Origin of the sequence: Enterobacter sp. RHBSTW-00593 (assembly GCF_013784105.1) — a bacterium.
In the GTDB taxonomy this organism is placed as follows: Bacteria; Pseudomonadota; Gammaproteobacteria; order Enterobacterales; family Enterobacteriaceae; genus Enterobacter; species Enterobacter ludwigii.
The window spans coordinates 278,940-302,719 of the sequence record NZ_CP056393.1 but is presented as its reverse complement, the minus strand read 5'-3'; the positions used below and the strand labels follow the sequence as shown (position 1 = coordinate 302,719).

Here is a 23,780-nt window from a genome sequence, read left to right as displayed (position 1 = left end):
TGGCGAAAAGACGGGTCTTGCATAGAATTAAAGTGTCAGCACAATCCGGAACCTCCCCAACACGCTCGACATGAGGGGTGCTGATGTCGGGGGAAACCCTCCCGTGAACCAGCGGGATAGAGTGAAAGACAAAGACCGGGAAAAACTAAAGCGCCCTTTTGTGGCGCTTTAGTTCTTTATGAGGTGCGGTATGAGGTGCGGTTTTCCGCCGGATCTCAGTCTTCCTCCAGCAATCGCGCCCCTGTCCCCTGCTCACCCAGCCTGTCGCCCGGGTTACGCAACGGACAATCACTGCGCGACAAACAGCCGCAGCCAATACATCCGTCCAGTTCATCACGCAGCGCTACCAGCGTGTGAATGCGTCGATCCAGCTCTTCACGCCACTGAGAGGAAAGCTCTTTCCACTCTTTCGGGCTGAGAGAGTGCCCTTCCGGCAGCACGCCGAACGCATCGCCGATGGTGGCCAGGGGGATTCCGATTCGTTGGGCAATTTTGATAATCGCGACATAACGGAGCACGTCACGCGTGTAGCGTCGCTGGTTTCCGGCGTTTCGGATGCTTTTAATTAACCCTTTGCTTTCATAGAAGTGGAGCGCCGACACCGCAACACCGCTTCGCTTCGCCACTTCGCCGGGGGTTAACAACGCTTTAATTCGCGGCAATCTCTTTTCCATAAAACCTCTTTACCTCAAGTTAACTTGAGGAATTATACTCGCCCGCAGAGAAAACGACGAATCAACCAGGGCAGTTGTATCTACAGAGGGGCAACCTTATGTCGCATCAGCAAATTATTCAGACACTTATTGAATGGATTGATGAACATATCGACCAACCGTTGAACATTGATGTGGTCGCTAAAAAATCCGGCTATTCGAAATGGTATTTACAGAGAATGTTCCGTACCGTTATGCACCAGACGCTGGGTGAGTACATTCGTCAGCGCAGACTGCTGCTGGCGGCGCAGGCCTTACGCTCAACGCAGCGGCCCATTTTTGATATCGCGATGGATCTGGGATATGTGTCGCAACAAACCTTTTCCCGCGTGTTTCGCCGCGAGTTTGACCGCACACCGAGCGACTATCGCCACCAGTTGAATTAATGGCTCTCAATGCAAAGGTTGCTGCTGCCAGGTCATAAACTCCTGGGGCGGCATCGCTTTCGCGAAGTGCCATCCCTGACAGAACTGAACGCCACGCTTCAACAACCAGCTCACCTGCTCTGCTGTTTCCACCCCTTCCGCAATGGTTTTAAGCCGCAGGCTTTGTGCCATCTCAATAATATGCTCGGCGATAAGGTGGCTGGTGCTGTTGGTTGTTAGGGTGTCGATAAAGGATTTGTCGATTTTCAGAATATCGACATTCAGCGAATAAAGGTTGTGCAGGTTAGAGTAACCCGTTCCAAAATCATCAATCGCCACTTCGTAACCCGCCTGACGGAACGCCTGAATAACCGGAGTGGTTTTAGGGACATCAATAAAACCGCGCTCCGTGACTTCGATTTTAATTTGCTGCGCACGCACGGCGTAGTGTCGGGCCTTGTCCGAAATCATGGCGATCAGCCGTGAAGAGTGGAAATCCGTGGCCGACAGGTTAATCGAAATATAGAGATGCGGATGCGTTGCCAGGAATGTGCCCAGATCGCTGAATACCTCTTCGACAACATAATCCGTAATTCGCTCGCTCATGCCCTCTTTTTCCGCCAGCGGAATAAATTCAGCCGGGCTCATGACCGGCCCGTTAAAGCCAGGCCAGCGTAATAACGCCTCGGCTCCCACGCACTGGTTGTTCTTGATATCAATAATCGGCTGATAGTGAACACAAAGCTGGCGTTTATTGAGCGCTCGCTGCAGTAACCGCCCGGGAGAATTGAGTTCACGATGGGTGCGAGACCACACCAGCAAAATAATTATGCTGCAGATCATCCCCAGCGGTAGCGTCAACGTCGCCTGGTGATAAAGCATTTCATAAAAACGTTTATTCGACGTCGACACGATAGCGGCAATAGGCCGTTTTGGGGATTTGACGACTGTATAAAAACGGTTATCTTTTTGAAATACCGATTCCTTATCCCGAATCATCGAACTTAATAAAGAAACATTCGCGCGCTGACTGACGGAAAAGAATGCATTCGTTACCGTGTCGTATACCCCCCACGAAAGGGAATGATCTGTCGACATTACTTCGCTGTAGGAAAGCGGATTGACCACCACAACATAATTTCCGCGCTGCATATATGTCATTTTATAGCCAGTAAAAAATGGCGTATCGCGATAATAATAGATAGCAACGTCAGGTTTACGTGTGTAATTAGCCGTGGATATCAGATAAGGTTTGGCGGGTGTAAAAACGGTCGAACAAAGAAAATTCTGACCTTCTGCATAAATTAAATCCGCAACAAACAGACGACCCCGAACAACGTTCAACATATATTGGCGATGTTCTGGTGTACAACGCTCACCCTGATATTTTTCAGCCTCGTCGCGGGCCAGATCAACCTGTTGAATTACCAGCTCTGTTTTGTCTAACGCCAGTTCAGCAAAGGTGCGTAGTTGGGCGCTTGTTTCCGACACGGCTCTTATCTGGGCAAACCATAGCGCAAGCATCACCGGCAGCATAACTACCATGATGATCCCTACCACCCTGAGCATCTTGCGCCGCGCGCTACGATTCATTTCCCGCCCTATATCCCTGCATGTTGTACGCCTGTAGTAATGAAGGCCGGATGCTTTGTTTAACAGGTGATTACGTTGCATGAATCATGCGAAGTTAGCAACTGACTTTTAGTATTAAAAATCTTAATTTTCGTTATGACGATAATATTTTCCCGTAAGCTAAACTGTAAGTATTCGTTCCGTTTCAATTAAGGAAAATAATTATCCAGCGGGTACGGGAGGTTTGAAGATAACACAACAGAGGATCGTTGATTAAGCCAAACTTCTGGCAGTGTGAAAAAACAACAACGGCAACATGACATTTTATGCTATTTACTCGCGCGTATTTTGTTTTTTGATTTATAAATAATCAGCAGCCACCACCGTTTTCCCCCGACCCGTACGCTTGGCGTCATATAATGCTTTATCGGCACGCATCAGTAATCCAGAAGTATCGCGTTGGCCCTGGCAGACCTCCACCGCCCCGGCGCTGAATGACAGCACCAGCTTTTTCTCTCCCACCACCAGCGGGTTGGTTTTGAGGGCAGTACGTAGCCTCGCCGAAAAAAGGGCGCCCGCGTTGCCGTCGGTTCGCGCCAGCAGGAGTAAAAACTCCTCGCCGCCCACACGGCCAAGCGCAGCGTTCTCGGGGCTTAACTCACGGATAGCCTGGCAAAAGTGGATAAGCGCCCGATCGCCCACCTGATGCCCCCACCGATCGTTGATCTGTTTGAAAAAATCCAGGTCAAACATGAGCACGCAAAAATGGCTGTCAGCATCCTGCCTGGCATTTGCCGCCAGCGCGGATTCCAGCTGCTGTAAAATGGTTGAACGGTTAAAACACCCGGTAAGATCGTCCGTGGTGGCTTTCACTTCCAGCTGCTGTTCGGCTTTTTTACGCTCGGTAATATCAAGCCCGATATTCAGGACTGAGCTGTCCGGCAGCAGAATGTTTGACCACAAAACCGTCAACGGCGTACCGTCTTTACGCAGTGGATGCCACTCGTACATATCCTTTAGCGGCGAGACATTTACCGACTCCCTGACCCGTCGCCGCTCTTCCGGGTCGGGGTAAAACAGTGAGAGCGGATCGGCATGGGCGCTGATCTCCGCCATTGTCCAGCCAAACACTTTTTCACACTCAGCATTCCACAGCACGCAGCGGTTAAATTTATCGAATGAGTTCATTAAAACAGGCGCTCGTTCAAACAAGGTTTTATATTGGGTCACCACACGCTGCATTTCCTGCGCTGTTTTTTCACGAACGATAATTTCTGAAAAATAGTCTTTTAATTTTTCGACCAGTACCGCAACAATACTTTTCAGGATGGCCAGAGAATATAACGGCTCAGCAAACGCCAGAAAAAAATAGCCGCTGCCTTGTCCGTTATGGGTTGAAAGCTTACATAACACCCCGCTTTGCAATTGCGAATAGCCAGGATGATGAGCGGAGAATAATGCGCGGCCGATATTCTCTTTCCAGTAGACGACCCGCCACGCACGGTGATGCTTCTCCAGCAGGGTACCGGCAAGAAAATCGGCCACCTCAAATGAGTGACAGGTCACTTCACCGGCACAGACCACGCGCTGTAGCCCGTCAGTATCAACGCTAATCCAGGCCAGGCTTGCCCCGAAGGCCCGGTTGATCGTCTCAAGCATCTCACTCAGCGAACAATGGGCGTGAAGCTGGGGCATCAGATCTGCCAGCGCATGCAACGCCCGCAGGCTGTCATTAACAATCTCACGTCGTTTTTCTTTCATTTTTTTCGCAGATTATTATGCGTTAAACCGGACGCAACTTTCTTCAGATTCAAAAATCGGCGAGCCAGAGCAGGATGCTGAATATCAGCACAGCTGGAGTGCGAGACGTTGTGTGTAATTAAAAACGTACAAAGAGAAAAAAACCAATAAAATTCAAAAACCTGAATTATAGAATGCGAGTAAATTTATTTATCCACTCAAGCATAATCCAAAGGGTTGTTGCTGTAAACGTTCTACAGCACACCTCAATTTGCAGAGGATTTGTTATCTCAATGAATTTATTACCTGGAAGCGATAAAAGGGGGTCATTAGCGTGCAAAGATATATTTTCCCCTCAATCCTCGTGCGACGCCTGGCTGTGATAATTCCTGCTTTTTTCACCCGTCTGAGGCTGGCGAATAAATCAGCAAATGTGATATAGTTCACACATATTGTGTAACGAGAAACACTGTTTCATTCAGTTCGTCTGCTTTGTTGAGGATGGGTTTTATGGAAACCATTACTACCAGCATGGTTCTCCTGCGCTGGCCTTTGTTAAGTGCGGTGCTGATGTTCCTGGCCAGCACGCTAAACATTCAGTTTCGTAAATCTGACTATGCTGGCCTTGCTGTCATCAGCACCCTGTTGGGGTTGGGCGCAGCATGCTGGTTCGCAACGGGCCTGCTTGGCATCACCCTGCTGGATCTCGCTGCCGTCTGGGAAAATATTAAAGTGGTCATGGTGGAAGCCATGAGCCATACCCCGCCAGACTGGCCGATGGTGATTACCTGATCCCTGAGATGAATAAAAAAACCCAGACCGAGGTCTGGGTTTTTTATTTTAAACAGTCGGATATCAGAACGGAATATCGTCGTCGAAGTCCATTGGGGGTTCGTTAGACGGTGCTGGCGCGGACTGCTGCTGTGGGCGAGACTGCGCGCCACCGCTGAACTGGTTGCCGCCCTGTGGCTGCTGAGGCTGACCCCAACCGCCCTGCTGCTGCTGACCGCCACCTGCTGGTGCGCCACCGCCCTGACGGCCACCGAGCATCTGCATGGTGCCACCCACGTTGACCACAACTTCCGTGGTGTACTTCTCAGCGCCGGCTTGATCGGTCCATTTGCGGGTACGCAACTGGCCTTCAATATAAACCTGAGAACCTTTACGCAGATACTCACCAGCCACTTCCGCCAGTTTGCCAAACAGCACAACGCGGTGCCATTCGGTCTGCTCTTTCATCTCACCGGTCGCTTTATCACGCCAGGATTCGGAAGTAGCCAGCGTAATGTTGGCAACTGCGCCACCACTCGGCATGTAGCGTACTTCCGGGTCCTGGCCCAGATTACCGACGAGAATCACCTTGTTTACGCCTCTGCTGGCCATGTTCGTGTCTCCTGAATACGTTTCTTAATAGTGTAAACGCGCGAGTGTACCATTTCCACGCTGCAATTTGCATAGTTGCGTAGTCGGTTCCGAAATCTCTCGCGAACTCGACATTGTTACACAGTGAATCAGAAAATGCATTCCAATACTGTATATTCAAACAGGTCATTTTGTGTCATAATTAGCCGTTTCTGACAGCCGTTTGTCCTTCAAACAAACCAGGCAATCCGTGTTCCAACCGGGAAAGGTGAATGGATAAGATCGAAGTTCGGGGCGCCCGCACCCACAATCTCAAGAATATCAACCTCATAATCCCTCGCGACAAACTCATCGTCGTGACCGGGCTTTCGGGGTCTGGCAAATCCTCACTGGCTTTCGACACTTTATATGCCGAAGGACAGCGTCGTTACGTGGAGTCACTCTCTGCATACGCACGTCAGTTCCTGTCACTGATGGAAAAACCGGATGTAGACCATATTGAAGGGTTATCACCTGCTATCTCCATTGAGCAGAAATCCACCTCGCATAACCCGCGTTCAACGGTTGGTACGATTACCGAAATTCATGACTACCTGCGTCTGCTGTATGCACGCGTGGGTGAGCCGCGCTGCCCGGATCACGACGTCCCGCTGGCCGCGCAGACCGTAAGCCAGATGGTGGATAACGTGCTGTCGCAGCCGGAAGGTAAACGCCTGATGCTGCTGGCGCCCATCATTAAAGAGCGTAAGGGCGAGCACACCAAAACGCTGGAGAACCTGGCAAGCCAGGGCTATATCCGCGCCCGTATCGACGGCGAAGTGTGTGACCTGTCGGATCCGCCTAAGCTGGAGCTGCAGAAGAAGCACACCATCGAAGTGGTGATTGACCGTTTCAAAGTCCGTGACGATCTGGCGACCCGCCTGGCCGAATCCTTCGAAACCGCGCTGGAACTCTCTGGCGGTACGGCCGTGGTCTCCGATATGGACAACCCGAAAGCGGAAGAGCTGCTCTTCTCCGCCAACTTTGCCTGTCCGATTTGTGGTTACAGCATGCGCGAGCTGGAGCCGCGTCTGTTCTCGTTCAACAACCCGGCGGGCGCCTGTCCGACGTGTGACGGACTGGGCGTACAGCAATATTTTGACCCGGACCGCGTGATCCAAAACCCGGAGCTGTCGCTGGCTGGCGGTGCGATCCGCGGATGGGATCGCCGCAACTTCTACTATTTCCAGATGCTGAAGTCGCTGGCAGAGCACTATAAATTCGACGTCGAAGCCCCGTGGGCCAGCCTGAACCCGAACGTGCACAAAGTGGTGCTGTTCGGTTCCGGCAAAGAGAACATCGAGTTCAAGTACATGAACGATCGCGGTGATACCTCCGTGCGCCGTCACCCGTTTGAAGGGGTGCTGCACAATATGGAGCGCCGCTACAAAGAGACCGAATCCAGCGCGGTTCGCGAGGAGCTGGCGAAGTTTATCAGCAACCGTTCCTGTGCGACCTGTGAAGGTACGCGTCTGCGCCGTGAAGCTCGCCATGTGTTTGTTGAAAACACGGCGCTGCCGACCATCTCAGACATGAGCATCGGTCACGCGATGGACTTCTTCAACAACCTGAAGCTCTCCGGCCAGCGCGCCAAAATCGCGGAAAAAGTGCTGAAAGAGATCGGCGATCGTCTGAAGTTCCTGGTGAACGTCGGCCTGAATTACCTGACGCTTTCCCGCTCCGCAGAGACCCTCTCCGGTGGCGAAGCTCAGCGTATCCGCCTCGCGAGCCAGATTGGCGCAGGCCTGGTCGGCGTGATGTATGTACTGGATGAACCCTCAATCGGCCTGCACCAGCGTGACAACGAGCGTCTGCTCGGCACGCTTGTCCACCTGCGTAATCTCGGTAACACGGTGATTGTGGTTGAGCACGATGAAGACGCGATTCGCGCCGCTGACCACGTTATCGATATCGGCCCGGGCGCTGGCGTACACGGCGGCCAGGTGGTCGCGGAAGGAACGCTGAAAGATATTATGGCGGTGCCGGAGTCATTGACCGGCCAGTACATGAGCGGCAAGCGCAAGATTGAAGTGCCGAAACAGCGTGTACCGGCGAACCCGGAAAAAGTGCTGAAGCTGACCGGCGCCCGCGGCAATAACCTGAAAGATGTGACGCTGACGCTGCCGGTTGGGCTGTTTACCTGTATCACCGGCGTATCCGGTTCCGGTAAGTCGACGCTGATCAACGATACGCTGTTCCCGATTGCGCAGACGCAGCTGAACGGCGCGACGCTGGCCGAACCGGCGCCGTACCGTGACATCCAGGGGCTGGAGCATTTCGATAAAGTGATCGATATCGATCAGAGTCCAATCGGGCGGACTCCGCGTTCCAACCCTGCCACCTATACGGGCGTATTCACACCCGTACGTGAACTGTTTGCAGGTGTGCCGGAAGCGCGTTCACGCGGGTATACGCCAGGACGTTTCAGCTTTAACGTGCGCGGCGGACGCTGTGAGGCGTGCCAGGGCGACGGGGTTATCAAGGTTGAGATGCACTTCCTGCCGGATATTTACGTGCCGTGCGACCAGTGCAAAGGCAAACGCTATAACCGCGAAACGCTGGAGATTAAGTACAAAGGCAAAACCATCCACGAAGTGCTGGATATGACCATCGAAGAGGCGCGTGAGTTCTTTGACGCGGTCCCTGCGCTGGCGCGTAAGCTGCAGACGCTGATGGATGTGGGCCTGACCTATATTCGTCTGGGGCAGTCTGCCACCACGCTGTCTGGCGGTGAAGCACAGCGCGTGAAGCTGGCGCGTGAGCTCTCCAAACGCGGTACCGGCCAGACGCTGTACATTCTCGATGAGCCGACCACCGGTCTGCACTTTGCCGATATCCAGCAGCTGCTTGATGTTCTGCATCAGCTTCGCGATCAGGGCAACACGATTGTGGTCATTGAACACAACCTGGACGTGATTAAAACCGCGGACTGGATTGTCGATCTCGGCCCGGAAGGCGGCAGCGGCGGCGGTGAAATCCTCGTCTCCGGTACGCCAGAGACCGTTGCAGAGTGCGAAGCCTCGCACACCGCGCGCTTCCTCAAACCGTTGCTGTAATTGTCACACGGAGAGTTGCTGTCGGGTCGCTTCCGGCAGCAGCTCTACCGCCTGCTGATAAGACGCGTCCACCAGATAGTAAATTTGCGAACCCGGCAGTGAACCGTCGAGATAAACGGTGCTCCAGTGCGCTTTGTTGAGATGCTTGCTTGGCCGGACGTCATGGTGCTGCTGGCGTAACAGCTCCGCCAGTTCCGGGCTGGTTTTCAGCGACGCCGCCGGGCGACCCTCAACCTCTTTCACCATCGCAAACAGAATATCCCCCACTTTAATCTGCGTGGCTTTCCAGTCGCTGTGAACGCTCTGCTCCGCGCCAGGTTTACTCATGCAGTACTGAAGTAGCTCCGAAATTGTCATCTTTATTCCCCTTGTAGCGTTGCGATAATTTTACGCGAACCACCGTGAATACGATGTTCTCCCAGCCAGATCCCTTGCCACGTTCCCAGCAGTAACCGACCATTGTGCACCGGCAGCATCAGCGATACGCCCAGCAGAGAGGATTTGATATGCGACGGCATGTCATCTGCTCCCTCATAGTCATGTTCATAAGGGGCGTTGTCCGGAACGGTTTTGAGAAAATGCTGCTCCATGTCAGACCGGACGGTGGGATCGCAATTTTCATTAAGCGTGAGAGAGGCTGATGTGTGCTGAAGCAGCAGATGCAGTAACCCCGTCCTGATGCGCGAGAGGTCGCGAATTTGCCCAATGACTTCATCAGTCACCAGATGAAATCCACGAGGTTTCGCGCTTAAGGTCAGGGTCTGTTGATACCACATGTGCTGCTCCGTTATGAAAGATGAATCTTTCTAAGTGTGCAGCAAGAAAGCGAAAGGTAAAACCCACAGCGGCGAGATTTGATTAAAAAAGAGGCAGCCTCGCCGCCCGGCGGTTAATACTCAGAATTAACAATCACTTCTTCGCCAAACTTTCCGGCCATGGGCAACGGTCGATACGTAGAGTTTGAGGCGCGTAACACCCTGATCCCTCTGGCTCCGACGTCATGCGCGGCGGTGATATCGTTATCTGAATCGCCATAGAAGACTTTGATGTTCTTCTGTTCCAGCCATTGGGTTTTGGTGTTTTGGCCGGGTTTGTCGCCGGCAAAAATAACCGGATTCATGCTGGAAGCCGGGATCTGAAAATCATCCTGCAGCGTTTTAGAGACGGTTTCGGTTTTGGTCTGGCTGCGTCCGGTCACAAAGTAAATGCTGTCACCGCGTTTAACGTGCATGGCGATAAGCGCGCGCGCCACCTCTTTAGGAATGCTGAACTCGTCCCAGCCGTTATTCATCTTTTCCCAGAACTCGGGGTTCTTCAGATACGCTTCGCTGTCCGGTGAGTAGGTTTTTTTGCCCCGCCAGAATCCCGGGCTGGAAAACAGGACCGTATCGTCGATATCAAAGCCTACAGCCATTGGCGGGCGCCCTAACAGGCTATTTTCGATTTGGGCTACGGATACCCAGTGAACAGGTGCTTGCTCGGCAAGCATGGCGGCTGTTGTGCCGGTGTAAAGCGGCGTCGGTGCGGAAGCGCGCGCGACGACGGCACTATTTAGCGAGAACAATAAGCAGGCGGCGCTGAGCGCCAGTGTGATCTTGCGCATGTTTTCCCCTGAATATTCAGTTTGTTATCGTTTTATTTTGAGTGAATGGTCAAAAAACTATCCGACCATAACCCCGGGGGGAGATGAAGGGAAGGAGTTTTTACTTATGAAGCTGAATAAAAAGAAGAAGATCACAAAGCGCGGATGGGGTCTGAAAGCCCGGTAGACGCAGCGCCACCGGGCAAGATTTTTGTGCGTCCTGATGCTCTCATTCGGCCCTCTCCCGCAGGGAGAGAGGGATGATAGTGAGTGCTTACATCACTGCAGCAAACGCCTGCGCAACACGATGAACGTTGCTGGCATTAAGCCCCGCCACGCACATACGGCCGCTGGAAATCAGGTAGACGCCGAACTCTTCACGCAGGCGATCGACCTGAGCCGCGCTGAGGCCGGTGTAGCTGAACATCCCGCGCTGCTTAAGCAGATAGTCAAAATTATGCCCTGGGACGGCCTCTTTCAGCACGTCGACCAGCTCCTGACGCATTGTCAGGATGCGCTTGCGCATAGATTCCACTTCGGCGAGCCACGACGCTTTCAGCCGATCGTCACCCAGCACCGTGGCGACTACCTGCGCACCAAAGTTTGGCGGGCTGGAGTAAATGCGGCGTACGGTCGCCTTCAGCTGACCGAGCACACGCCCGGCCGCTTCAGCGTCCTCACAGACCACTGACAGGCCGCCGACGCGCTCACCGTACAGGGAGAAGATTTTTGAGAACGAGTTGCTGACCAGCGCAGGCAGTCCGGCGCTGGCAACGGCGCGGATAGCGTAGGCATCTTCTTCCATGCCCGCGCCAAAGCCCTGATAGGCGATGTCGAGGAAGGGGATCAGGTTACGCGTCTTCAGCACGTCGATTACCGCATCCCACTGGGCATTAGTCAGGTCTGCACCGGTCGGGTTATGGCAGCACGGATGCAGCAGAACAATACTGCGCTCCGGCAGCGTATTCAGTTTTTCCAGCAGCGCGTCAACGCGCACGTCGTTGGTTTCGCTGTCAAACCACGGATAGGTCTGCACCGTAAAGCCAGCGCCCTCAAAAATCGCCACGTGGTTTTCCCACGTCGGGTCACTGACCCACACGCCAGAATCCGGGAAGTATTTTTTCAGAAAGTCAGCGCCAACTTTTAATGCGCCCGAGCCACCCAGCGTCTGGATGGTCGCCACCCGTTTTTGTGTCAGCACGGCGTGATCGGCACCAAACAGCAGCGGCGCAATGGTATTGCGGTAGCTGTTTAACCCTTCCATTGGCAAATAGAGCGAGGCCCCGTGCGGGACGGCGTTAAGACGCGCTTCCGCTTCTGCCACGGCTTGCAGCTGAGGAATAATGCCCTCCTCGTTGTAATACAAACCAATACTGAGGTTAACTTTGTCGCTGCGAGGATCTTCTTTGAAACGCTCCATTAAGGAGAGAATGGGGTCGCCGGCATAGGCGTCAACTTTCTGAAACACGCGATGATTCTCCGGAATTCGATGAGGCAGGGATTTCAACAATAAACCGGATATGACAGAAGATCGAGAGCGATATCAGATCCGTTCCTGCAGATGTCGTCGAATCTGTTCAATGCGTTCAGCGAGCGAACCAGAAACAGACAGATAGGGGATATTTCTGTCTGTTAACGCGCGGATATACCATGCCTGTTGTCGCTGGCGGAATGCAGCCCCCTGACGGGTACCATCCTGAACAAAAGGAAACTCATCGCCACAGAGCACCACCAGAGAATATGCGCGCCCGGCTAATTCCTCTAGCTCGCGTGGCGCGCTGCCAAACTGGTCGAGCATATAAAACAGCGTGGTTAAGGGCGAGGTATCGCAAACCAGGAAGGGAGCCGTGCTGGCCATCGCTTCACGACGCACCTGCTCGCGGGCAATATGCAGCAGATCGTCGCATCCCAGCACGCCGTTCTTCTCTTCCCAGTATTCTCGGCCAAACTCGGCGACAAACGGGGCGTTGAGCGTCGTCGCCAGCGCGCGGGAAAGCGTGCTTTTCCCTGTCGATTCGCCCCCCAATAAACAAATCCGAAAGACAAAGCTACGGTAGACCTCCGGGGACATCATCGTGCGGTAGCGATGGACGTCAGAACGTATCAGGGTTCCCGAGGGCGCATCAGGCCCTTTCGGACGCTGGAGGCGGACATGCGTAACCTGCTTGCCAAAACGCTGGCTTAACACCGCCGCAAATCCGTCGCCGTAGTCTTCGGCGGTAAATACGGCCTGTGGCTGGCAGCGAAGTATTTTTTCACACAGCGTTGCCACGTAATGCCGGTGAAGATCGGCATCCGCATCATTATGCGGCAGTGGTTCAAGCGCATGGGTCGCGATGACCTCCGGCGTGAGCACAAGGTGATGACATTGCGGGAAGCGCGCGGTTAACCAGTGAAGGCGCTTGTCGGGGTCATAACCCGGAATTTCCGGACGCGAATAACTGATGATATAGACCGTCCCACACTGGGCCAGCGCAGCATTTATCAGCGCTTCATGCCCCACGTGTAATGGCGCAAATTTGCCCACAACCAGACCGTCGCGATAAGGCTTCACTGGGCGCGAATCTCCTTACGCCACTGATATAAACCGTGCCAGGCATTAAACCAAAACACCAGATATAAACCCGCGGTCAAATGCAGATCTCTCATCGCATATAACGGTACCGCCAGCGTGTTTACAGCCAGCCAGACGTACCAGTTCTCCAGGCGTCGCCCCATTAACATAAACTGTGCAAGCACGCTAAATGTCAAAATAACGGAGTCCACCCAGGGGGCCCAGGCGTTAGTGTAGCGATGCAAGATCAGGCCATAACCCGCGGCCACCAGCAGGGCGCAGGCGAGCAGGATGAAGAAATGCCTGGGCGGGGTACGCCGAACGGGCAATACCTCCCCGCGATGACCTTTGAGCCAGTGCACCCAGCCGGTGATGCTGGTGATGATGAAAAAGAGCTGCAGGGTAACGTCTGCGTAAAGCTGAACCGAATAAAAGACCCAGCCATAAAGCCCACTGCCGATGATGCCTATCCACCACGTGTGAATACTGTTTCTGGCAGCCAGCCAGACCGAGAGGGCATAAGCCAGACAAGCGGCCATTTCGGATGGTGACATTACCCCTCCCTGGAAAGGTCTGTTAGTCGATGTACTTCATCGCAACCCTTGATGTCAGGCGCGTGATAAGTTCGTAAGCACTCACTTTTGTGATTTCAGCGATGCGTTCAACAGGCAAACCCTCACCCCACATCACCACGTCATCACCCGGTTTATCCTGTGCATCTGGCCCGAGGTCAATGCAGATCATGTCCATCGCCACGCGGCCCACGATGTTCGCTTCACGGCCATTGACCAGTACCGGCGTGCCGGACGGCGCGGCACGGGGATAACCGTCGCCATAGCCCATCGCCACCACGCCAAGGCGTGTGTCGCGCTCGCTGATCCAGGTTCCGCCGTAGCCCACGGGTTCACCCGCTTTGTGATCGCGCACGGCAATCAGGTTAGACACAAGGGACATTACCGGCTGGAAACCAAAATCCGGCCCCCAGGGTCTGTTCTCCAGCGGAGAGACGCCGTAAAGAATAATGCCTGGACGCGCCCAGTCGAAGTGCGACTGCGGCCACAGCAAAATACCGCCAGACGCGGCAATGGAGCGCATTCCTGGCTTGCCTTCGCAGAAAGTATTAAAAATATCCAGCTGCTGCTCGGTCGCGCCACACTCGGGTTCATCGGCACGGGCAAAGTGGCTCACGATATTCACCGGCTGACGGACGTTTTTGCACTGACACAGACGCTGATAAAACGCGTCCGCCTTTTCCGGGCGCACGCCCAGACGGTGCATGCCGGTATCGAGCTTCATCCAGACGGTGACCGGCTCACTCAGCTCGGCGGTTTCCAGCGCCGCGAGTTGTTCTTCGTTATGTACCGCGGTGTGCAGATGCTGGTCAGCAATGGTCGGCAGATCTGCCGCTTCAAAAAAGCCTTCCAGCAGCAAAATCGGTTGAGTGATCCCACCCGCGCGCAGGCGGATGGCTTCTTCAAGACGGGCGACGCCAAAGGCGTCGGCATCGGGGAGCGTTCGCGCGGTCTCAATAAGACCGTGTCCGTAAGCGTTCGCTTTCACGACTGCAACGAGTTTACTGGCGGGAGCCAGTTCACGCAGACGTTGCAGGTTGTGTCGCAGAGCGCGGCGGTTAATGACTACAGTTGCCGCTTGCATTTGAATTCCTTAGAAATTACTCATCATCATATTGAGGACCGGCGTAGTTGTCGAAACGCGACCACTGTCCGTTAAAGGTCAGACGTACCGTACCGATAGGGCCGTTACGTTGTTTACCAATAATAATTTCGGCGATCCCTTTCAGGTCGCTGTTCTCGTGATAAACCTCATCACGGTAGATGAACATGATTAAGTCGGCATCCTGCTCGATGGAGCCCGATTCACGCAGGTCGGAGTTGACCGGGCGCTTATCAGCACGTTGTTCCAGGGAGCGGTTAAGCTGCGACAGCGCCACCACGGGCACATGCAACTCTTTGGCTAACGCCTTGAGCGAGCGGGAAATCTCCGCGATTTCCAGCGTACGGTTGTCGGACAGCGACGGCACGCGCATCAGCTGAAGGTAGTCAATCATGATAAGGCCAATACCGCCATGTTCACGGGCGATACGGCGCGCACGGGAGCGCACTTCCGTCGGCGTCAGGCCGGAGGAGTCATCGATATAAATATTCCGTTTTTCCAGCAGGATACCCATGGTGCCGGAGATACGCGCCCAGTCCTCATCGTCGAGCTGGCCGGTACGGATACGGGTCTGATCCACGCGCGACAGCGACGCCAGAGAACGCATCATGATCTGTTCTGATGGCATCTCAAGACTGAAGATAAGAACCGGCTTGTCCTGCAACATCGCCGCATTTTCGACGAGGTTCATCGCAAATGTCGTTTTACCCATGGAGGGACGCGCCGCAACGATAATCAAATCCGACGGCTGCAGACCCGCGGTTTTCTTATTGAGATCGTCATAGCCGGTGTTCACGCCGGTGACACCGTCGTGCGGCTGCTGGAACAGTTGCTCAATACGCGCGACGGTAGCATCAAGCACATCAGCGATATTTTTCGGGCCTTCGTCTTTATTTGCCCGGCTTTCCGCGATTTTAAAGACGCGGGACTCGGCGAGATCAAGCAGGTCTTCGCTGGTACGCCCCTGCGGATCAAAACCGGCTTCGGCGATCTCATTCGCCACCGAGATCATCTCACGAACAACAGCACGTTCGCGCACGATATCGGCATAAGCGCTGATATTCGCCGCACTTGGCGTATTTTTTGACAGTTCCGCCAGGTAAGCAAACCCACCCACGCTGTCCAGTTGCCCCTGACGCTCCAGCGATTCCGCGAGCGTGATAAGGTCAATCGGGCTGCCCGACTCCTGCAGACGTGCCATTTCAGTAAAGATATGACGGTGCGGACGGGTATAGAAATCCTCGGACACCACGCGCTCGGCGACGTCGTCCCAGCGTTCGTTATCCAGCATTAAACCGCCCAACACCGACTGTTCCGCTTCAATCGAGTGCGGCGGGACTTTTAATCCTGCGACCTGGAAATCACGCTCGCGAGGTTCAGTCTGTTTGTTGAAGGGTTTGTTTCCTGCCATAGTGAATGGAGTTACCGAGATAAAGAGTGGGTCGAAAGATTACCATATTTTTCTGACGGAGGGAGCATGGCAACGCGCATTGAATTCCAGAAACATGGTGGGCCAGAAGTGTTAAACGCGGTGGAGTTTACCCCCGCAGCGCCTGGTGAAAACGAAGTACAGGTTGAAAACAAAGCCATCGGCATTAACTACATCGACACCTATATTCGCGGCGGTCTCTATCCGCCTCCCTCCATGCCAAGCGGACTGGGAACGGAAGCGGCAGGCGTCGTGCTCAAAGTGGGCAGCGCCGTTAAGCATATTAAAGAGGGCGATCGCGTGGTGTACGCGCAATCCGCGCTGGGTGCCTACAGTTCCGTGCACAACGTGCCGGCCGATAAAGCCGCCCTTCTGCCAAATGCCATCTCGTTTGAACAAGCGGCCGCCTCATTCCTGAAAGGACTCACGGTCTATTATCTGCTGCGCAAAACCTATGAGATCAAACCTGACGAGCAGTTCCTGTTTCATGCCGCGGCGGGCGGCGTGGGGCTGATCGCCTGTCAGTGGGCCAAAGCGCTCGGTGCAAAACTTATCGGCACGGTGGGCAGTGCACAAAAAGCCCAGCGCGCGCTTCAGGCCGGCGCCTGGCAGGTGATTAACTACCGTGAAGAGAGCATTGCTGAGCGCCTCAAAGAGATAACCAACGGCAAAAAGGTGCGCGTGGTTTATGACTCGGTGGGTAAAGATACCTGGGAGGCGTCGCTGGATTGTCTGCAGCGTCGCGGGCTGATGGTGAGCTTCGGCAACGCCTCGGGCGCTGTGACCGGCATTAATCTTGGCATTCTCAACCAGAAAGGGTCGCTGTATGTGACTCGCCCTTCCCTGCAGGGGTATATCACTAACCGGGAAGAGCTGATCGAGGCCAGCAACGAGCTCTTTTCGCTGATCGCCAGCGGCGTGATTAAAGTGGATGTGGCGGAGGCGCAGAAATACGCGCTAACCGATGCCAGGCGTGCACATGAGGTGCTGGAGAGCAGAGCGACACAGGGTTCAAGTCTGTTAATTCCCTGACCCCTAAAAAGAAATTGGGCTTCCCGTGGGAAGCCCTTTCTTTTTTTAGTTCGGCTGTATGTAGGGTACAGCTCGATGAATTCTTTAGCGGCAGTCATAGTGACAGATTCGATAAGTAAATCCTATTCTGTTCTAAGCAATGCTGCCGGAAAAGTTGCAGGTATGTGACGAACACCTCAATACCTTAGTAACGAAAACGGTTATTGCGCTGATAAGTGGGCAGTTTTGGTGATTTAATCGCCCGTATCACCCACACCACGGCAATGGCCAGCAGCAGCCACGGCAGGAGCTTCAGCGTCAGGGCAAATAATCCCCCGATAAACATGACCACCGTCGCCACGACGATAGCCGCCAGAATCCCGAGCAGGGAAATCCCCGTCATCATCAGCATGACAAAAAAGCCAATCACAAAAAGTAGTTCTAACATGGTGCTCTCCCACGCGTTCCCGAATGATACCGCGATCATTACAAGAATCATGCCAACCATAACCCGCTGTTCTTAAAGCAAAACGCCCCGCACGGGTGTGCGAGGCGTGGTGAATTTGACGATCTTTTAGCGAAAATTATCGCTTATCAGCGACCAGACGTAGCGCGTGTTCCAGCACCTCGATATCTGCACCGGCTTTATGCGCGTTCTCGCTAAGGTAGCGACGCCACTGGCGTGCTCCCGGGATCCCCTGGAACAGGCCCAGCATATGACGGGTGATATGACCAAGATACGTCCCGTTACTCAGCTCACGCTCAATGTAGGGATACATGGCGCGTACCACGGCCACCGGGTCGGTATCTGCGCCTTCAACGCCAAAGATTTCCCTGTCGACCGTCGCCAGAATGCCTGGATTTTGATACGCCTCGCGCCCGACCATTACGCCATCCATATGCTCCAGGTGTGTTTTGGCCTCTTCCAGCGATTTAATGCCGCCGTTGATCGACATCGTGAGCTGCGGGAAGTCACGTTTTAGCTGGTACACGCGCGGGTAGTCCAGCGGCGGGATTTCACGGTTCTCTTTCGGGCTAAGTCCGGAGAGCCAGGCTTTACGCGCATGGATGATAAACATCTCGCACTCGCCTTTTCCGGAGACCGTATTGATAAAATCGCAGAGAAATTCGTAGCTGTCCTGGTCGTCAATGCCGATACGGGTCTTGACCGTCACCGGAATGGAAACCACATCGCGCATCGCCTTGATGCAGTCTGCCACCAGGGATGCATTGCCCATCAGACACGCGCCGAACATGCCGTTCTGCACACGATCAGACGGACAGCCAACGTTAAGGTTAATCTCGTCATAGCCGCGCGCTTCTGCAAGCTTCGCACACTGCGCCAGCGCAGCAGGATCGCTACCGCCAAGCTGCAGCGCAACCGGATGCTCTTCTTCGCTGTAGGCCAGATAGTCGCCCTTTCCGTGAATAATTGCTCCGGTGGTCACCATTTCGGTGTACAGCAGCGTATGGCGGGAGAGCTGACGCAGGAAGTAGCGACAGTGTCTGTCCGTCCAGTCGAGCATCGGCGCAATGGAGAAACGGTGTGCAGGGAAAGCAGTCTGTAATTCTGACGACATGGCGAAGTTTTAAGCATCTGGTGAAAAGGGGGCGCTACTATAGCACAAAGAAAAGCCGGAGGCGCAGCGCCTCCGGTGCACTTTAGAAGGTCATGCTCAGCTGGGCGCCTGCGCCCCAGGTCTCGTCTTCACCGTACAGGCCCATCAGGTCGACATGGACCGTGTTAAACGGTGCAAAACCGACACCGCCAGTGAAGACATTGCTGTCGTTACCTTTCATGTCAGCACGGAAACCCGCACGCACCGCCAGCCAGTTCAGCGGCGTCACTTCGGCGCCTACGCCAACATACTGAGAAGTGTCTTCGCTTTTGAAGCCTTTGGTTTCCGTCAGATCGCCATCGGCGGTTAACGTCACCAGATCGTTATGCCAGGCGGCACCTGCGGTAACCAGAGGGCGGATCTGGTAGGTGTCTTTATAGCTCACCACCTCCCCCGTGCGCCCGTTGCGGATGCGAATGTCTTTGGTGTCGATATCGCGTGACATCAGGTTTTGTCCGCTCACGCCGACCGTCCAGTGCTCACCAAAATCGGCCGCGATACCGGCATCAACGTTAAAGCCGGTGTCGTCAGTACGGTAGCGACTGTCGTTCCACTTGTTGCTGTCATAATCGTAAATGGAGGTGGTGTAGTTATAGACCCAGGTCTTTTGCAGTTTTGGAGTGACGCCAACAGACACCGGAACACCGCCAAGCTCGAACTGACGCGCCACCGCGATACCATAGTCGGAGACAATTGCCGCCCGGCCAGACGCCGTTGAGTTGAGGTTTTTCGTGATTTGATCGGTGCCGTTCAGCGCAGCGTCCAGTGCAACGCCGGCAGCCACCGCATCACTGCGTTGAATACCGCGCAGGTAATCAATATCTTGCTGATCAATAGAAGAACTGACGCGTCCGTGGGCATAGCCTTTAGCCATAAAGGCCACGGAAAGGACATCGTTAGGAATACTGACGGCTATCCCCGCCCCCGCCGTGGCGCGTGCCGTTTTGCCCTTAAGATAATCCAGCTCATCGGCGAGATCTTTCGCCGCGCCCTGGAACTGGTTGATGGAACCTAACGGGTTGGTAATGATCTCAATCGGTGTAAGGTTATCAACCACGTCTTTGTAATGGTTGATTTTATCATTGATGGTATCAATCTCATCCTGAAGATTGTCTTCATCGGTCACCTGCACGCCAGCGGACGGTAAAATGACCGTCACATCGTCGTCCGGTTTCGCCTTCGCCAGTAGCGCAGGGTTGATTAACGCCCCGCTGCCATAGTTTCCGGCCGCGACACCCGTGCCCCCCATGGCGTCGCTACGTGATTCTGTCCAGGTATTGGCTGCTCCCGCCTGATTTGCCATAAACAAGGAGACAGCGATGCTAACCACCGAAAATTTAAAATGTTTTTTCACAGTATGCTCGTCTTATAGTCTGTTATTAAATAACCCCTGTCTGTTATCTCCCAAACAGGAACGAACTATTGCTGTGAATAAGTGCAAAAAGACCCGCTATTTCCTTAAGTTAAATCCCCTCCAGGCCTGTAGTTATTTGTGACGGCCCTCAATATTTATAGAAGAGGAAATTATTTTTTCCCAGGTTTTCCATCGTGCGGTCCAAAAAACTGAGGAGGGTGGTCTACCCAGCGATCTTCGCGCGTGGCGGCGTACTCCGGATTAAGCGGGTAATAGATACGGTTATGCTTCTTGTTGGCCTCACCCACCACCAGAAGCCGTACCTCTTCGTCGGTGTTGTTGATGAAGGTATGACAGACCCCGGTTCCGGCGGGAAAGCCCACGCTGTCGCCAGGTTCAAGTTTCCATAAATATCCGTTAATCCAGGCTTCAGGGTAGCCTTCAAGCACGTAGATAAACTCTTCTTCGTCGCTTTCAGCATGTGGATAAGAGGTCCGTCGGCCTGGCGGTAAACGCTCATGGTGTATACCAATGCGTCCAAGGCCGAGCTTACGCGCCAGCGGTGCGCCAATGGCAAAGCGTTCACTACTGTCGGGATAGGTTGAGTCATCTGCGCCTTCTACGTCGCGCCAGTGTCGAATACAGTCAGGTCTTTTCATCGTTTATTCCCCGGATTGCGTTGCGTCAGGTATAGCACAGCCTGGCGGATCTCGGTGTTTTTAGCAGAACATGATAAAGTGGGGGTTTTCCAGCCTATAACATCCGGGGTGCTAAATGGATAAGTCCACAAAAGAGCTGTTAGCGCAGGCAGAAAAGCTGTGCGTGCAACGCAATGTGCGCCTGACTCCGCAGCGCCTTGAAGTATTACGTTTGATGAGCCTGCAGCAGGGCGCGATCAGCGCGTACGATCTGCTTGATCTGCTGCGCGAAAGCGAGCCACAGGCTAAACCGCCAACGGTGTACCGCGCGCTGGATTTCCTGCTGGAACAGGGCTTTGTGCATAAAGTTGAATCGACAAACAGCTATGTGCTGTGCCATCTGTTCGATCAGCCAACCCATACGTCGGCCATGTTTATCTGCGATCGCTGCGGCAGCGTGAAGGAAGAAGGTGCGGAAGGCGTTGAAGATATTATGCATACGCTGGCAGCCAAAATGGGCTTTGCGTTGCGTCATAACGTGATTGAAGCGCACGGCCTGTGCTCAGCCTGCGTAGAGGTAGAAGCCTGTCGACACCAGGATGAGTGCCAGCACGACCATTCGGTACTGGTGAAGAAAAAGCCGCGTTAACGGCAAAAGAAAAGGCGGCCCGAAGCCGCCCTCAGGGGGAGTAAAGGATTACCAGCGATAATCGTTACGGGTTTCCCAGTCTTTCACTTCGTTTTCAGCACGATCTTTCTCGTAGCCGTAACGTTCCTGAATTTTACCCACCAGCTGATCGCGTTTACCTTCGATGATGGTCATATCATCATCCGTCAGCTTACCCCACTGTTCTTTCGCTTTACCTTTGAACTGCTTCCAGTTGCCGCCGATTTCGTCTTTATTCATAATCGTGTCCTCGTGTTAAGCGTCTGTAAGTTTCGTCCGCTTCGTTCTTTTCTGCTGGACGTGATTATTATTGTAGTTAAGGATCCGGCAGTTGTTTTTATATTCGGAATCTTTAACCGTCACGATATATCGTGGCGGGAAGGCAGCCAGGTGTTATTTCGCCAGTGACGATGCCAGATAAAGGCCAGCGACAGGCCACGTAACGCGAGGAAAACCGCCAGAGCCAGCCACAAACCGTGGTTGCCCAGATACGGCAGCGTCAGCAACGTCAGACCAAATCCCGCCGCAGCGACCGCCATGCTATTGCGCATCTCCGCACCTCGCGTCGCGCCAATAAACATGCCGTCCAGCAGATAACACCACACGCCCACCACCGGTAAGATTGCCTGCCAGAAGAGATAGTGACTCGCCAGTTCGCGCAGCGATGGGAGGGAGGTGAGTAAGGCAACGATCTGTTCACCCAGACAGGCGTAAATGAGTGCAAACGCCAGCGCCACCAGGCCTGACTGACGACAGGCGGCCCGCCACACCTCGCGGAGCTGGCCGCTTTCGCGTGCGCCATACGCTTGCCCGGAATGGGCTTCAACGGCATAGGCAAAGCCATCCAGCGCATACGCGGTAAAGGTGAGCAGCGTCATCAGGACCGCATTAACCGCGACGATCTCCGGCCCAAGTCGCGCCCCAAAGACCGTCAGCGCGCCAAAGCAGAGCTGAAGCAGTAACGAGCGCAGCATAATGTCGCGGTTAAGCGCCAGCAGCGTGCGGATATTACCGCGCCACGCGGTTTTGAGCATCGCAAGTGAGATACCGCGCAGGGCCAGCACGCGCCAGACCATCCACAGGCCGATGAAAAAGGTACCGTATTCTGCAATTGCCGTCGCCAGCGCGGCGCCCTGCACGTTCATATGCAGACCCATCACCAGCCAGACATCAAGCACGATGTTGAGAAGATTGCCTGCCACCAGCAGAATGACTGGCGCACGGGCATACTGCACGCCGAGTAACCAGCCAAGCAGAACCAGGTTCGCCAGTGATGCAGGCGCGCTGAGCCAGCGAATTTCAAGGAAGCGCCGCGCCTGCTCAAGTACCGCCTCGCTCCCGCCAACGACATGCAGCGCCAGATCAATTAGTGGCGTGCGCAACACCACGATCAGCGCACCCGCGCCCAGGGCAAGGATCAAGGGTTGTACCAGCGCACGCGCCAGACGCAACGGATCTTTTGCGCCGTACGCCTGAGCCGTAAGCCCGGTGGTACTCATGCGCAAAAAGAGCAGCAGCATAAAAAGGAAGCTGGTTGCCGTCGCGCCGATCGCGACGCCGCCCAGATAAACGGGGGAATCCAGATGACCAATAACAGCCGTGTCTACCAGTCCCAGCAGAGGGACGGTGATATTGGAAAAAATCATTGGCAGTGCAAGACGCCACAATGCCTTATCTGATGTCGTCAGCAGTGACATGAAAAATACCGGCAGTGGAGATTGAATCAGGCTACGGCAGGTCCGTAGCCTGTTATGACATGATTACAGCCATTCACCGTTGCGGATAACCCCAACAGCCAGCCCTTCAATAGAGAAGTTATGTTCGCGGAGATCCACCACAATCGGGGAGAACTCGTTGTTTTCAGGCAGCAACTGGACGGTGTTACCCTGCTTTTTCAGACGCTTAACGGTAACTTCATCGTCAATACGCGCGACCACAACTTGCCCGTTGCGCACGTCCTGGGTTTTATGAACTGCGAGCAGATCGCCGTCCAGAATACCGATATCTTTCATCGACATGCCGCTGACGCGCAGCAGGAAATCTGCGCTCGGTTTAAACATGCCCGGGTCAACCTGATAGTGACCTTCAATATGCTGTTGTGCCAGCAAAGGTTCACCTGCCGCGACACGGCCCACCAGCGGAATGCCTGTCTCTTCTTCCACCAGCAGACGGATGCCACGTGAAGCGCCCGATACAATCTCAATGACGCCTTTACGCGCCAGCGCTTTCAGGTGTTCTTCGGCAGCATTCGGAGAACGGAAACCCAGACGCTGAGCGATCTCCGCACGCGTGGGTGGCATACCCGTCTGGCCGATATGATCCCGGATGAGATCAAACACCTCTTGCTGCCTGGTCGTTAACGCTTTCATTCCGCCCCCTGGGTGTATATACAGTTATGCTGTGAG

Annotated in this window: 24 protein-coding genes; 5 read left to right on the top strand and 19 right to left on the bottom strand. The window is 54.1% G+C overall.

Features of this window, described 5'->3' with window-relative positions; genetic code table 11:
• Positions 1–215: 215 nt before the first annotated feature.
• Positions 216–674: a redox-sensitive transcriptional activator SoxR gene (gene soxR / locus HV242_RS01415; RefSeq protein WP_014168225.1), complete on the bottom strand. Its 459-nt coding sequence runs from the start codon at positions 672–674 to the stop codon at positions 216–218.
• Between the two features lie 98 nt (positions 675–772).
• Between soxR and soxS the strand changes: the two genes are divergently transcribed.
• A complete protein-coding gene (gene soxS / locus HV242_RS01410) occupies positions 773–1,099 on the top strand; it encodes a superoxide response transcriptional regulator SoxS (RefSeq protein WP_013095071.1) in 327 nt (108 codons plus the stop codon).
• Between the two features lie 6 nt (positions 1,100–1,105).
• Here the strand turns inward: soxS and HV242_RS01405 are convergent, their stop codons facing one another.
• Entirely contained in the window at positions 1,106–2,671 is a 1,566-nt protein-coding gene (locus tag HV242_RS01405) for an EAL domain-containing protein (RefSeq protein ID WP_063858548.1), read from the bottom strand.
• 339 nt (positions 2,672–3,010) lie between these two features.
• Positions 3,011–4,411: a sensor domain-containing diguanylate cyclase gene (locus HV242_RS01400; protein WP_044857504.1), complete on the bottom strand. Its 1,401-nt coding sequence runs from the start codon at positions 4,409–4,411 to the stop codon at positions 3,011–3,013.
• A 489-nt stretch (positions 4,412–4,900) separates the two neighbouring features.
• Between HV242_RS01400 and HV242_RS01395 the strand changes: the two genes are divergently transcribed.
• On the top strand, positions 4,901–5,182 hold the full coding sequence (locus HV242_RS01395; protein WP_063858547.1) for a YjcB family protein: 282 nt from the start codon (positions 4,901–4,903) through the stop codon (positions 5,180–5,182).
• Between the two features lie 63 nt (positions 5,183–5,245).
• On the opposite strand, the gene ssb1 is transcribed toward HV242_RS01395, so the two are convergent.
• Positions 5,246–5,773, bottom strand: a complete 528-nt coding sequence (gene ssb1, locus HV242_RS01390) for a single-stranded DNA-binding protein SSB1 (RefSeq protein WP_020882840.1) — start codon at positions 5,771–5,773, stop codon at positions 5,246–5,248.
• 251 nt (positions 5,774–6,024) lie between these two features.
• Here ssb1 and uvrA point away from each other — a divergent pair, with 251 nt between their 5' ends.
• Positions 6,025–8,847 carry an excinuclease ABC subunit UvrA gene (gene uvrA, locus HV242_RS01385; RefSeq protein WP_014168220.1) on the top strand — a complete coding sequence of 941 codons (2,823 nt, stop codon included), beginning with the start codon at positions 6,025–6,027 and terminating at the stop codon, positions 8,845–8,847.
• Between the two features lie 3 nt (positions 8,848–8,850).
• Here uvrA and HV242_RS01380 read toward each other — a convergent pair whose 3' ends face one another.
• From HV242_RS01380 to dnaB, 8 genes are all read right to left on the bottom strand, one after another.
• The gene (locus HV242_RS01380; RefSeq protein WP_014168219.1) at positions 8,851–9,204 is read right to left on the bottom strand and encodes an MmcQ/YjbR family DNA-binding protein; all 354 of its coding nucleotides are present in this window, start codon (positions 9,202–9,204) and stop codon (positions 8,851–8,853) included.
• Positions 9,205–9,206: 2 nt separating this feature from the next.
• Positions 9,207–9,623, bottom strand: a complete 417-nt coding sequence (locus HV242_RS01375) for a secondary thiamine-phosphate synthase enzyme YjbQ (RefSeq protein ID WP_014168218.1) — start codon at positions 9,621–9,623, stop codon at positions 9,207–9,209.
• Positions 9,624–9,736: 113 nt separating this feature from the next.
• Positions 9,737–10,450, bottom strand: coding sequence for an acid phosphatase AphA (gene aphA / locus HV242_RS01370; protein WP_014168217.1), 714 nt, complete (start codon positions 10,448–10,450; stop codon positions 9,737–9,739).
• 253 nt (positions 10,451–10,703) lie between these two features.
• Positions 10,704–11,897: an aromatic amino acid transaminase gene (gene tyrB / locus HV242_RS01365; protein WP_063858546.1), complete on the bottom strand. Its 1,194-nt coding sequence runs from the start codon at positions 11,895–11,897 to the stop codon at positions 10,704–10,706.
• A gap of 75 nt (positions 11,898–11,972) precedes the next feature.
• Positions 11,973–12,983 carry an AAA family ATPase gene (locus HV242_RS01360; RefSeq protein ID WP_063858545.1) on the bottom strand — a complete coding sequence of 337 codons (1,011 nt, stop codon included), beginning with the start codon at positions 12,981–12,983 and terminating at the stop codon, positions 11,973–11,975.
• Entirely contained in the window at positions 12,980–13,537 is a 558-nt protein-coding gene (gene pnuC, locus HV242_RS01355; protein WP_014168213.1) for a nicotinamide riboside transporter PnuC, read from the bottom strand. Before pnuC ends, HV242_RS01360 begins: the two co-directional genes overlap by 4 nt.
• A gap of 22 nt (positions 13,538–13,559) precedes the next feature.
• Complete coding sequence (alr, locus tag HV242_RS01350; protein ID WP_050737729.1) at positions 13,560–14,639, bottom strand: alanine racemase; 1,080 nt, start codon at positions 14,637–14,639, stop codon at positions 13,560–13,562.
• Between the two features lie 16 nt (positions 14,640–14,655).
• Complete coding sequence (dnaB, locus tag HV242_RS01345; protein ID WP_008503375.1) at positions 14,656–16,068, bottom strand: replicative DNA helicase; 1,413 nt, start codon at positions 16,066–16,068, stop codon at positions 14,656–14,658.
• Positions 16,069–16,134: 66 nt separating this feature from the next.
• Here dnaB and HV242_RS01340 point away from each other — a divergent pair, with 66 nt between their 5' ends.
• Positions 16,135–17,118, top strand: coding sequence for a quinone oxidoreductase (locus HV242_RS01340; RefSeq protein ID WP_014168211.1), 984 nt, complete (start codon positions 16,135–16,137; stop codon positions 17,116–17,118).
• Positions 17,119–17,302: 184 nt separating this feature from the next.
• On the opposite strand, the gene pspG is transcribed toward HV242_RS01340, so the two are convergent.
• The 4 genes from pspG to HV242_RS01320 all read right to left on the bottom strand — a co-directional run bounded on the left by pspG (position 17,303) and on the right by HV242_RS01320 (position 20,729).
• A complete protein-coding gene (gene pspG, locus HV242_RS01335) occupies positions 17,303–17,545 on the bottom strand; it encodes an envelope stress response protein PspG (protein WP_020882842.1) in 243 nt (80 codons plus the stop codon).
• Between the two features lie 136 nt (positions 17,546–17,681).
• Positions 17,682–18,677, bottom strand: a complete 996-nt coding sequence (gene dusA, locus HV242_RS01330; RefSeq protein WP_014168209.1) for a tRNA dihydrouridine(20/20a) synthase DusA — start codon at positions 18,675–18,677, stop codon at positions 17,682–17,684.
• Positions 18,678–18,759: 82 nt separating this feature from the next.
• Complete coding sequence (gene traF, locus HV242_RS01325) at positions 18,760–20,019, bottom strand: conjugal transfer protein TraF (RefSeq protein WP_153853120.1); 1,260 nt, start codon at positions 20,017–20,019, stop codon at positions 18,760–18,762.
• Between the two features lie 221 nt (positions 20,020–20,240).
• Positions 20,241–20,729, bottom strand: a complete 489-nt coding sequence (locus tag HV242_RS01320; RefSeq protein WP_025206396.1) for a cupin domain-containing protein — start codon at positions 20,727–20,729, stop codon at positions 20,241–20,243.
• A gap of 115 nt (positions 20,730–20,844) precedes the next feature.
• Here HV242_RS01320 and zur point away from each other — a divergent pair, with 115 nt between their 5' ends.
• Positions 20,845–21,357: a zinc uptake transcriptional repressor Zur gene (gene zur, locus HV242_RS01315; RefSeq protein ID WP_014168206.1), complete on the top strand. Its 513-nt coding sequence runs from the start codon at positions 20,845–20,847 to the stop codon at positions 21,355–21,357.
• 48 nt (positions 21,358–21,405) lie between these two features.
• Here zur and HV242_RS01310 read toward each other — a convergent pair whose 3' ends face one another.
• The 3 genes from HV242_RS01310 to lexA all read right to left on the bottom strand — a co-directional run bounded on the left by HV242_RS01310 (position 21,406) and on the right by lexA (position 23,744).
• Positions 21,406–21,615: a CsbD family protein gene (locus HV242_RS01310; RefSeq protein ID WP_014168205.1), complete on the bottom strand. Its 210-nt coding sequence runs from the start codon at positions 21,613–21,615 to the stop codon at positions 21,406–21,408.
• Between the two features lie 119 nt (positions 21,616–21,734).
• Positions 21,735–23,072: an MATE family efflux transporter DinF gene (gene dinF, locus HV242_RS01305; RefSeq protein ID WP_014168204.1), complete on the bottom strand. Its 1,338-nt coding sequence runs from the start codon at positions 23,070–23,072 to the stop codon at positions 21,735–21,737.
• A gap of 63 nt (positions 23,073–23,135) precedes the next feature.
• Complete coding sequence (lexA, locus tag HV242_RS01300; protein WP_014168203.1) at positions 23,136–23,744, bottom strand: transcriptional repressor LexA; 609 nt, start codon at positions 23,742–23,744, stop codon at positions 23,136–23,138.
• Positions 23,745–23,780: the final 36 nt, after the last annotated feature.

What these genes read in the sequence shown, in the direction of transcription:
- soxR (WP_014168225.1), bottom strand. Translation starts at nt 674, where the DNA reads ATGGAAAAGAGATTGCCGCGAATTAAAGCGTTGTTAACCCCCGGCGAA.
- soxS (WP_013095071.1), top strand. Translation starts at nt 773, where the DNA reads ATGTCGCATCAGCAAATTATTCAGACACTTATTGAATGGATTGATGAA.
- HV242_RS01405 (WP_063858548.1), bottom strand. Translation starts at nt 2,671, where the DNA reads ATGAATCGTAGCGCGCGGCGCAAGATGCTCAGGGTGGTAGGGATCATC.
- HV242_RS01400 (WP_044857504.1), bottom strand. Translation starts at nt 4,411, where the DNA reads ATGAAAGAAAAACGACGTGAGATTGTTAATGACAGCCTGCGGGCGTTG.
- HV242_RS01395 (WP_063858547.1), top strand. Translation starts at nt 4,901, where the DNA reads ATGGAAACCATTACTACCAGCATGGTTCTCCTGCGCTGGCCTTTGTTA.
- ssb1 (WP_020882840.1), bottom strand. Translation starts at nt 5,773, where the DNA reads ATGGCCAGCAGAGGCGTAAACAAGGTGATTCTCGTCGGTAATCTGGGC.
- uvrA (WP_014168220.1), top strand. Translation starts at nt 6,025, where the DNA reads ATGGATAAGATCGAAGTTCGGGGCGCCCGCACCCACAATCTCAAGAAT.
- HV242_RS01380 (WP_014168219.1), bottom strand. Translation starts at nt 9,204, where the DNA reads ATGACAATTTCGGAGCTACTTCAGTACTGCATGAGTAAACCTGGCGCG.
- HV242_RS01375 (WP_014168218.1), bottom strand. Translation starts at nt 9,623, where the DNA reads ATGTGGTATCAACAGACCCTGACCTTAAGCGCGAAACCTCGTGGATTT.
- aphA (WP_014168217.1), bottom strand. Translation starts at nt 10,450, where the DNA reads ATGCGCAAGATCACACTGGCGCTCAGCGCCGCCTGCTTATTGTTCTCG.
- pnuC (WP_014168213.1), bottom strand. Translation starts at nt 13,537, where the DNA reads ATGTCACCATCCGAAATGGCCGCTTGTCTGGCTTATGCCCTCTCGGTC.
- alr (WP_050737729.1), bottom strand. Translation starts at nt 14,639, where the DNA reads ATGCAAGCGGCAACTGTAGTCATTAACCGCCGCGCTCTGCGACACAAC.
- dnaB (WP_008503375.1), bottom strand. Translation starts at nt 16,068, where the DNA reads ATGGCAGGAAACAAACCCTTCAACAAACAGACTGAACCTCGCGAGCGT.
- HV242_RS01340 (WP_014168211.1), top strand. Translation starts at nt 16,135, where the DNA reads ATGGCAACGCGCATTGAATTCCAGAAACATGGTGGGCCAGAAGTGTTA.
- pspG (WP_020882842.1), bottom strand. Translation starts at nt 17,545, where the DNA reads ATGTTAGAACTACTTTTTGTGATTGGCTTTTTTGTCATGCTGATGATG.
- dusA (WP_014168209.1), bottom strand. Translation starts at nt 18,677, where the DNA reads ATGTCGTCAGAATTACAGACTGCTTTCCCTGCACACCGTTTCTCCATT.
- traF (WP_153853120.1), bottom strand. Translation starts at nt 20,019, where the DNA reads ATGGCAAATCAGGCGGGAGCAGCCAATACCTGGACAGAATCACGTAGC.
- HV242_RS01320 (WP_025206396.1), bottom strand. Translation starts at nt 20,729, where the DNA reads ATGAAAAGACCTGACTGTATTCGACACTGGCGCGACGTAGAAGGCGCA.
- zur (WP_014168206.1), top strand. Translation starts at nt 20,845, where the DNA reads ATGGATAAGTCCACAAAAGAGCTGTTAGCGCAGGCAGAAAAGCTGTGC.
- HV242_RS01310 (WP_014168205.1), bottom strand. Translation starts at nt 21,615, where the DNA reads ATGAATAAAGACGAAATCGGCGGCAACTGGAAGCAGTTCAAAGGTAAA.
- dinF (WP_014168204.1), bottom strand. Translation starts at nt 23,072, where the DNA reads ATGTCACTGCTGACGACATCAGATAAGGCATTGTGGCGTCTTGCACTG.
- lexA (WP_014168203.1), bottom strand. Translation starts at nt 23,744, where the DNA reads ATGAAAGCGTTAACGACCAGGCAGCAAGAGGTGTTTGATCTCATCCGG.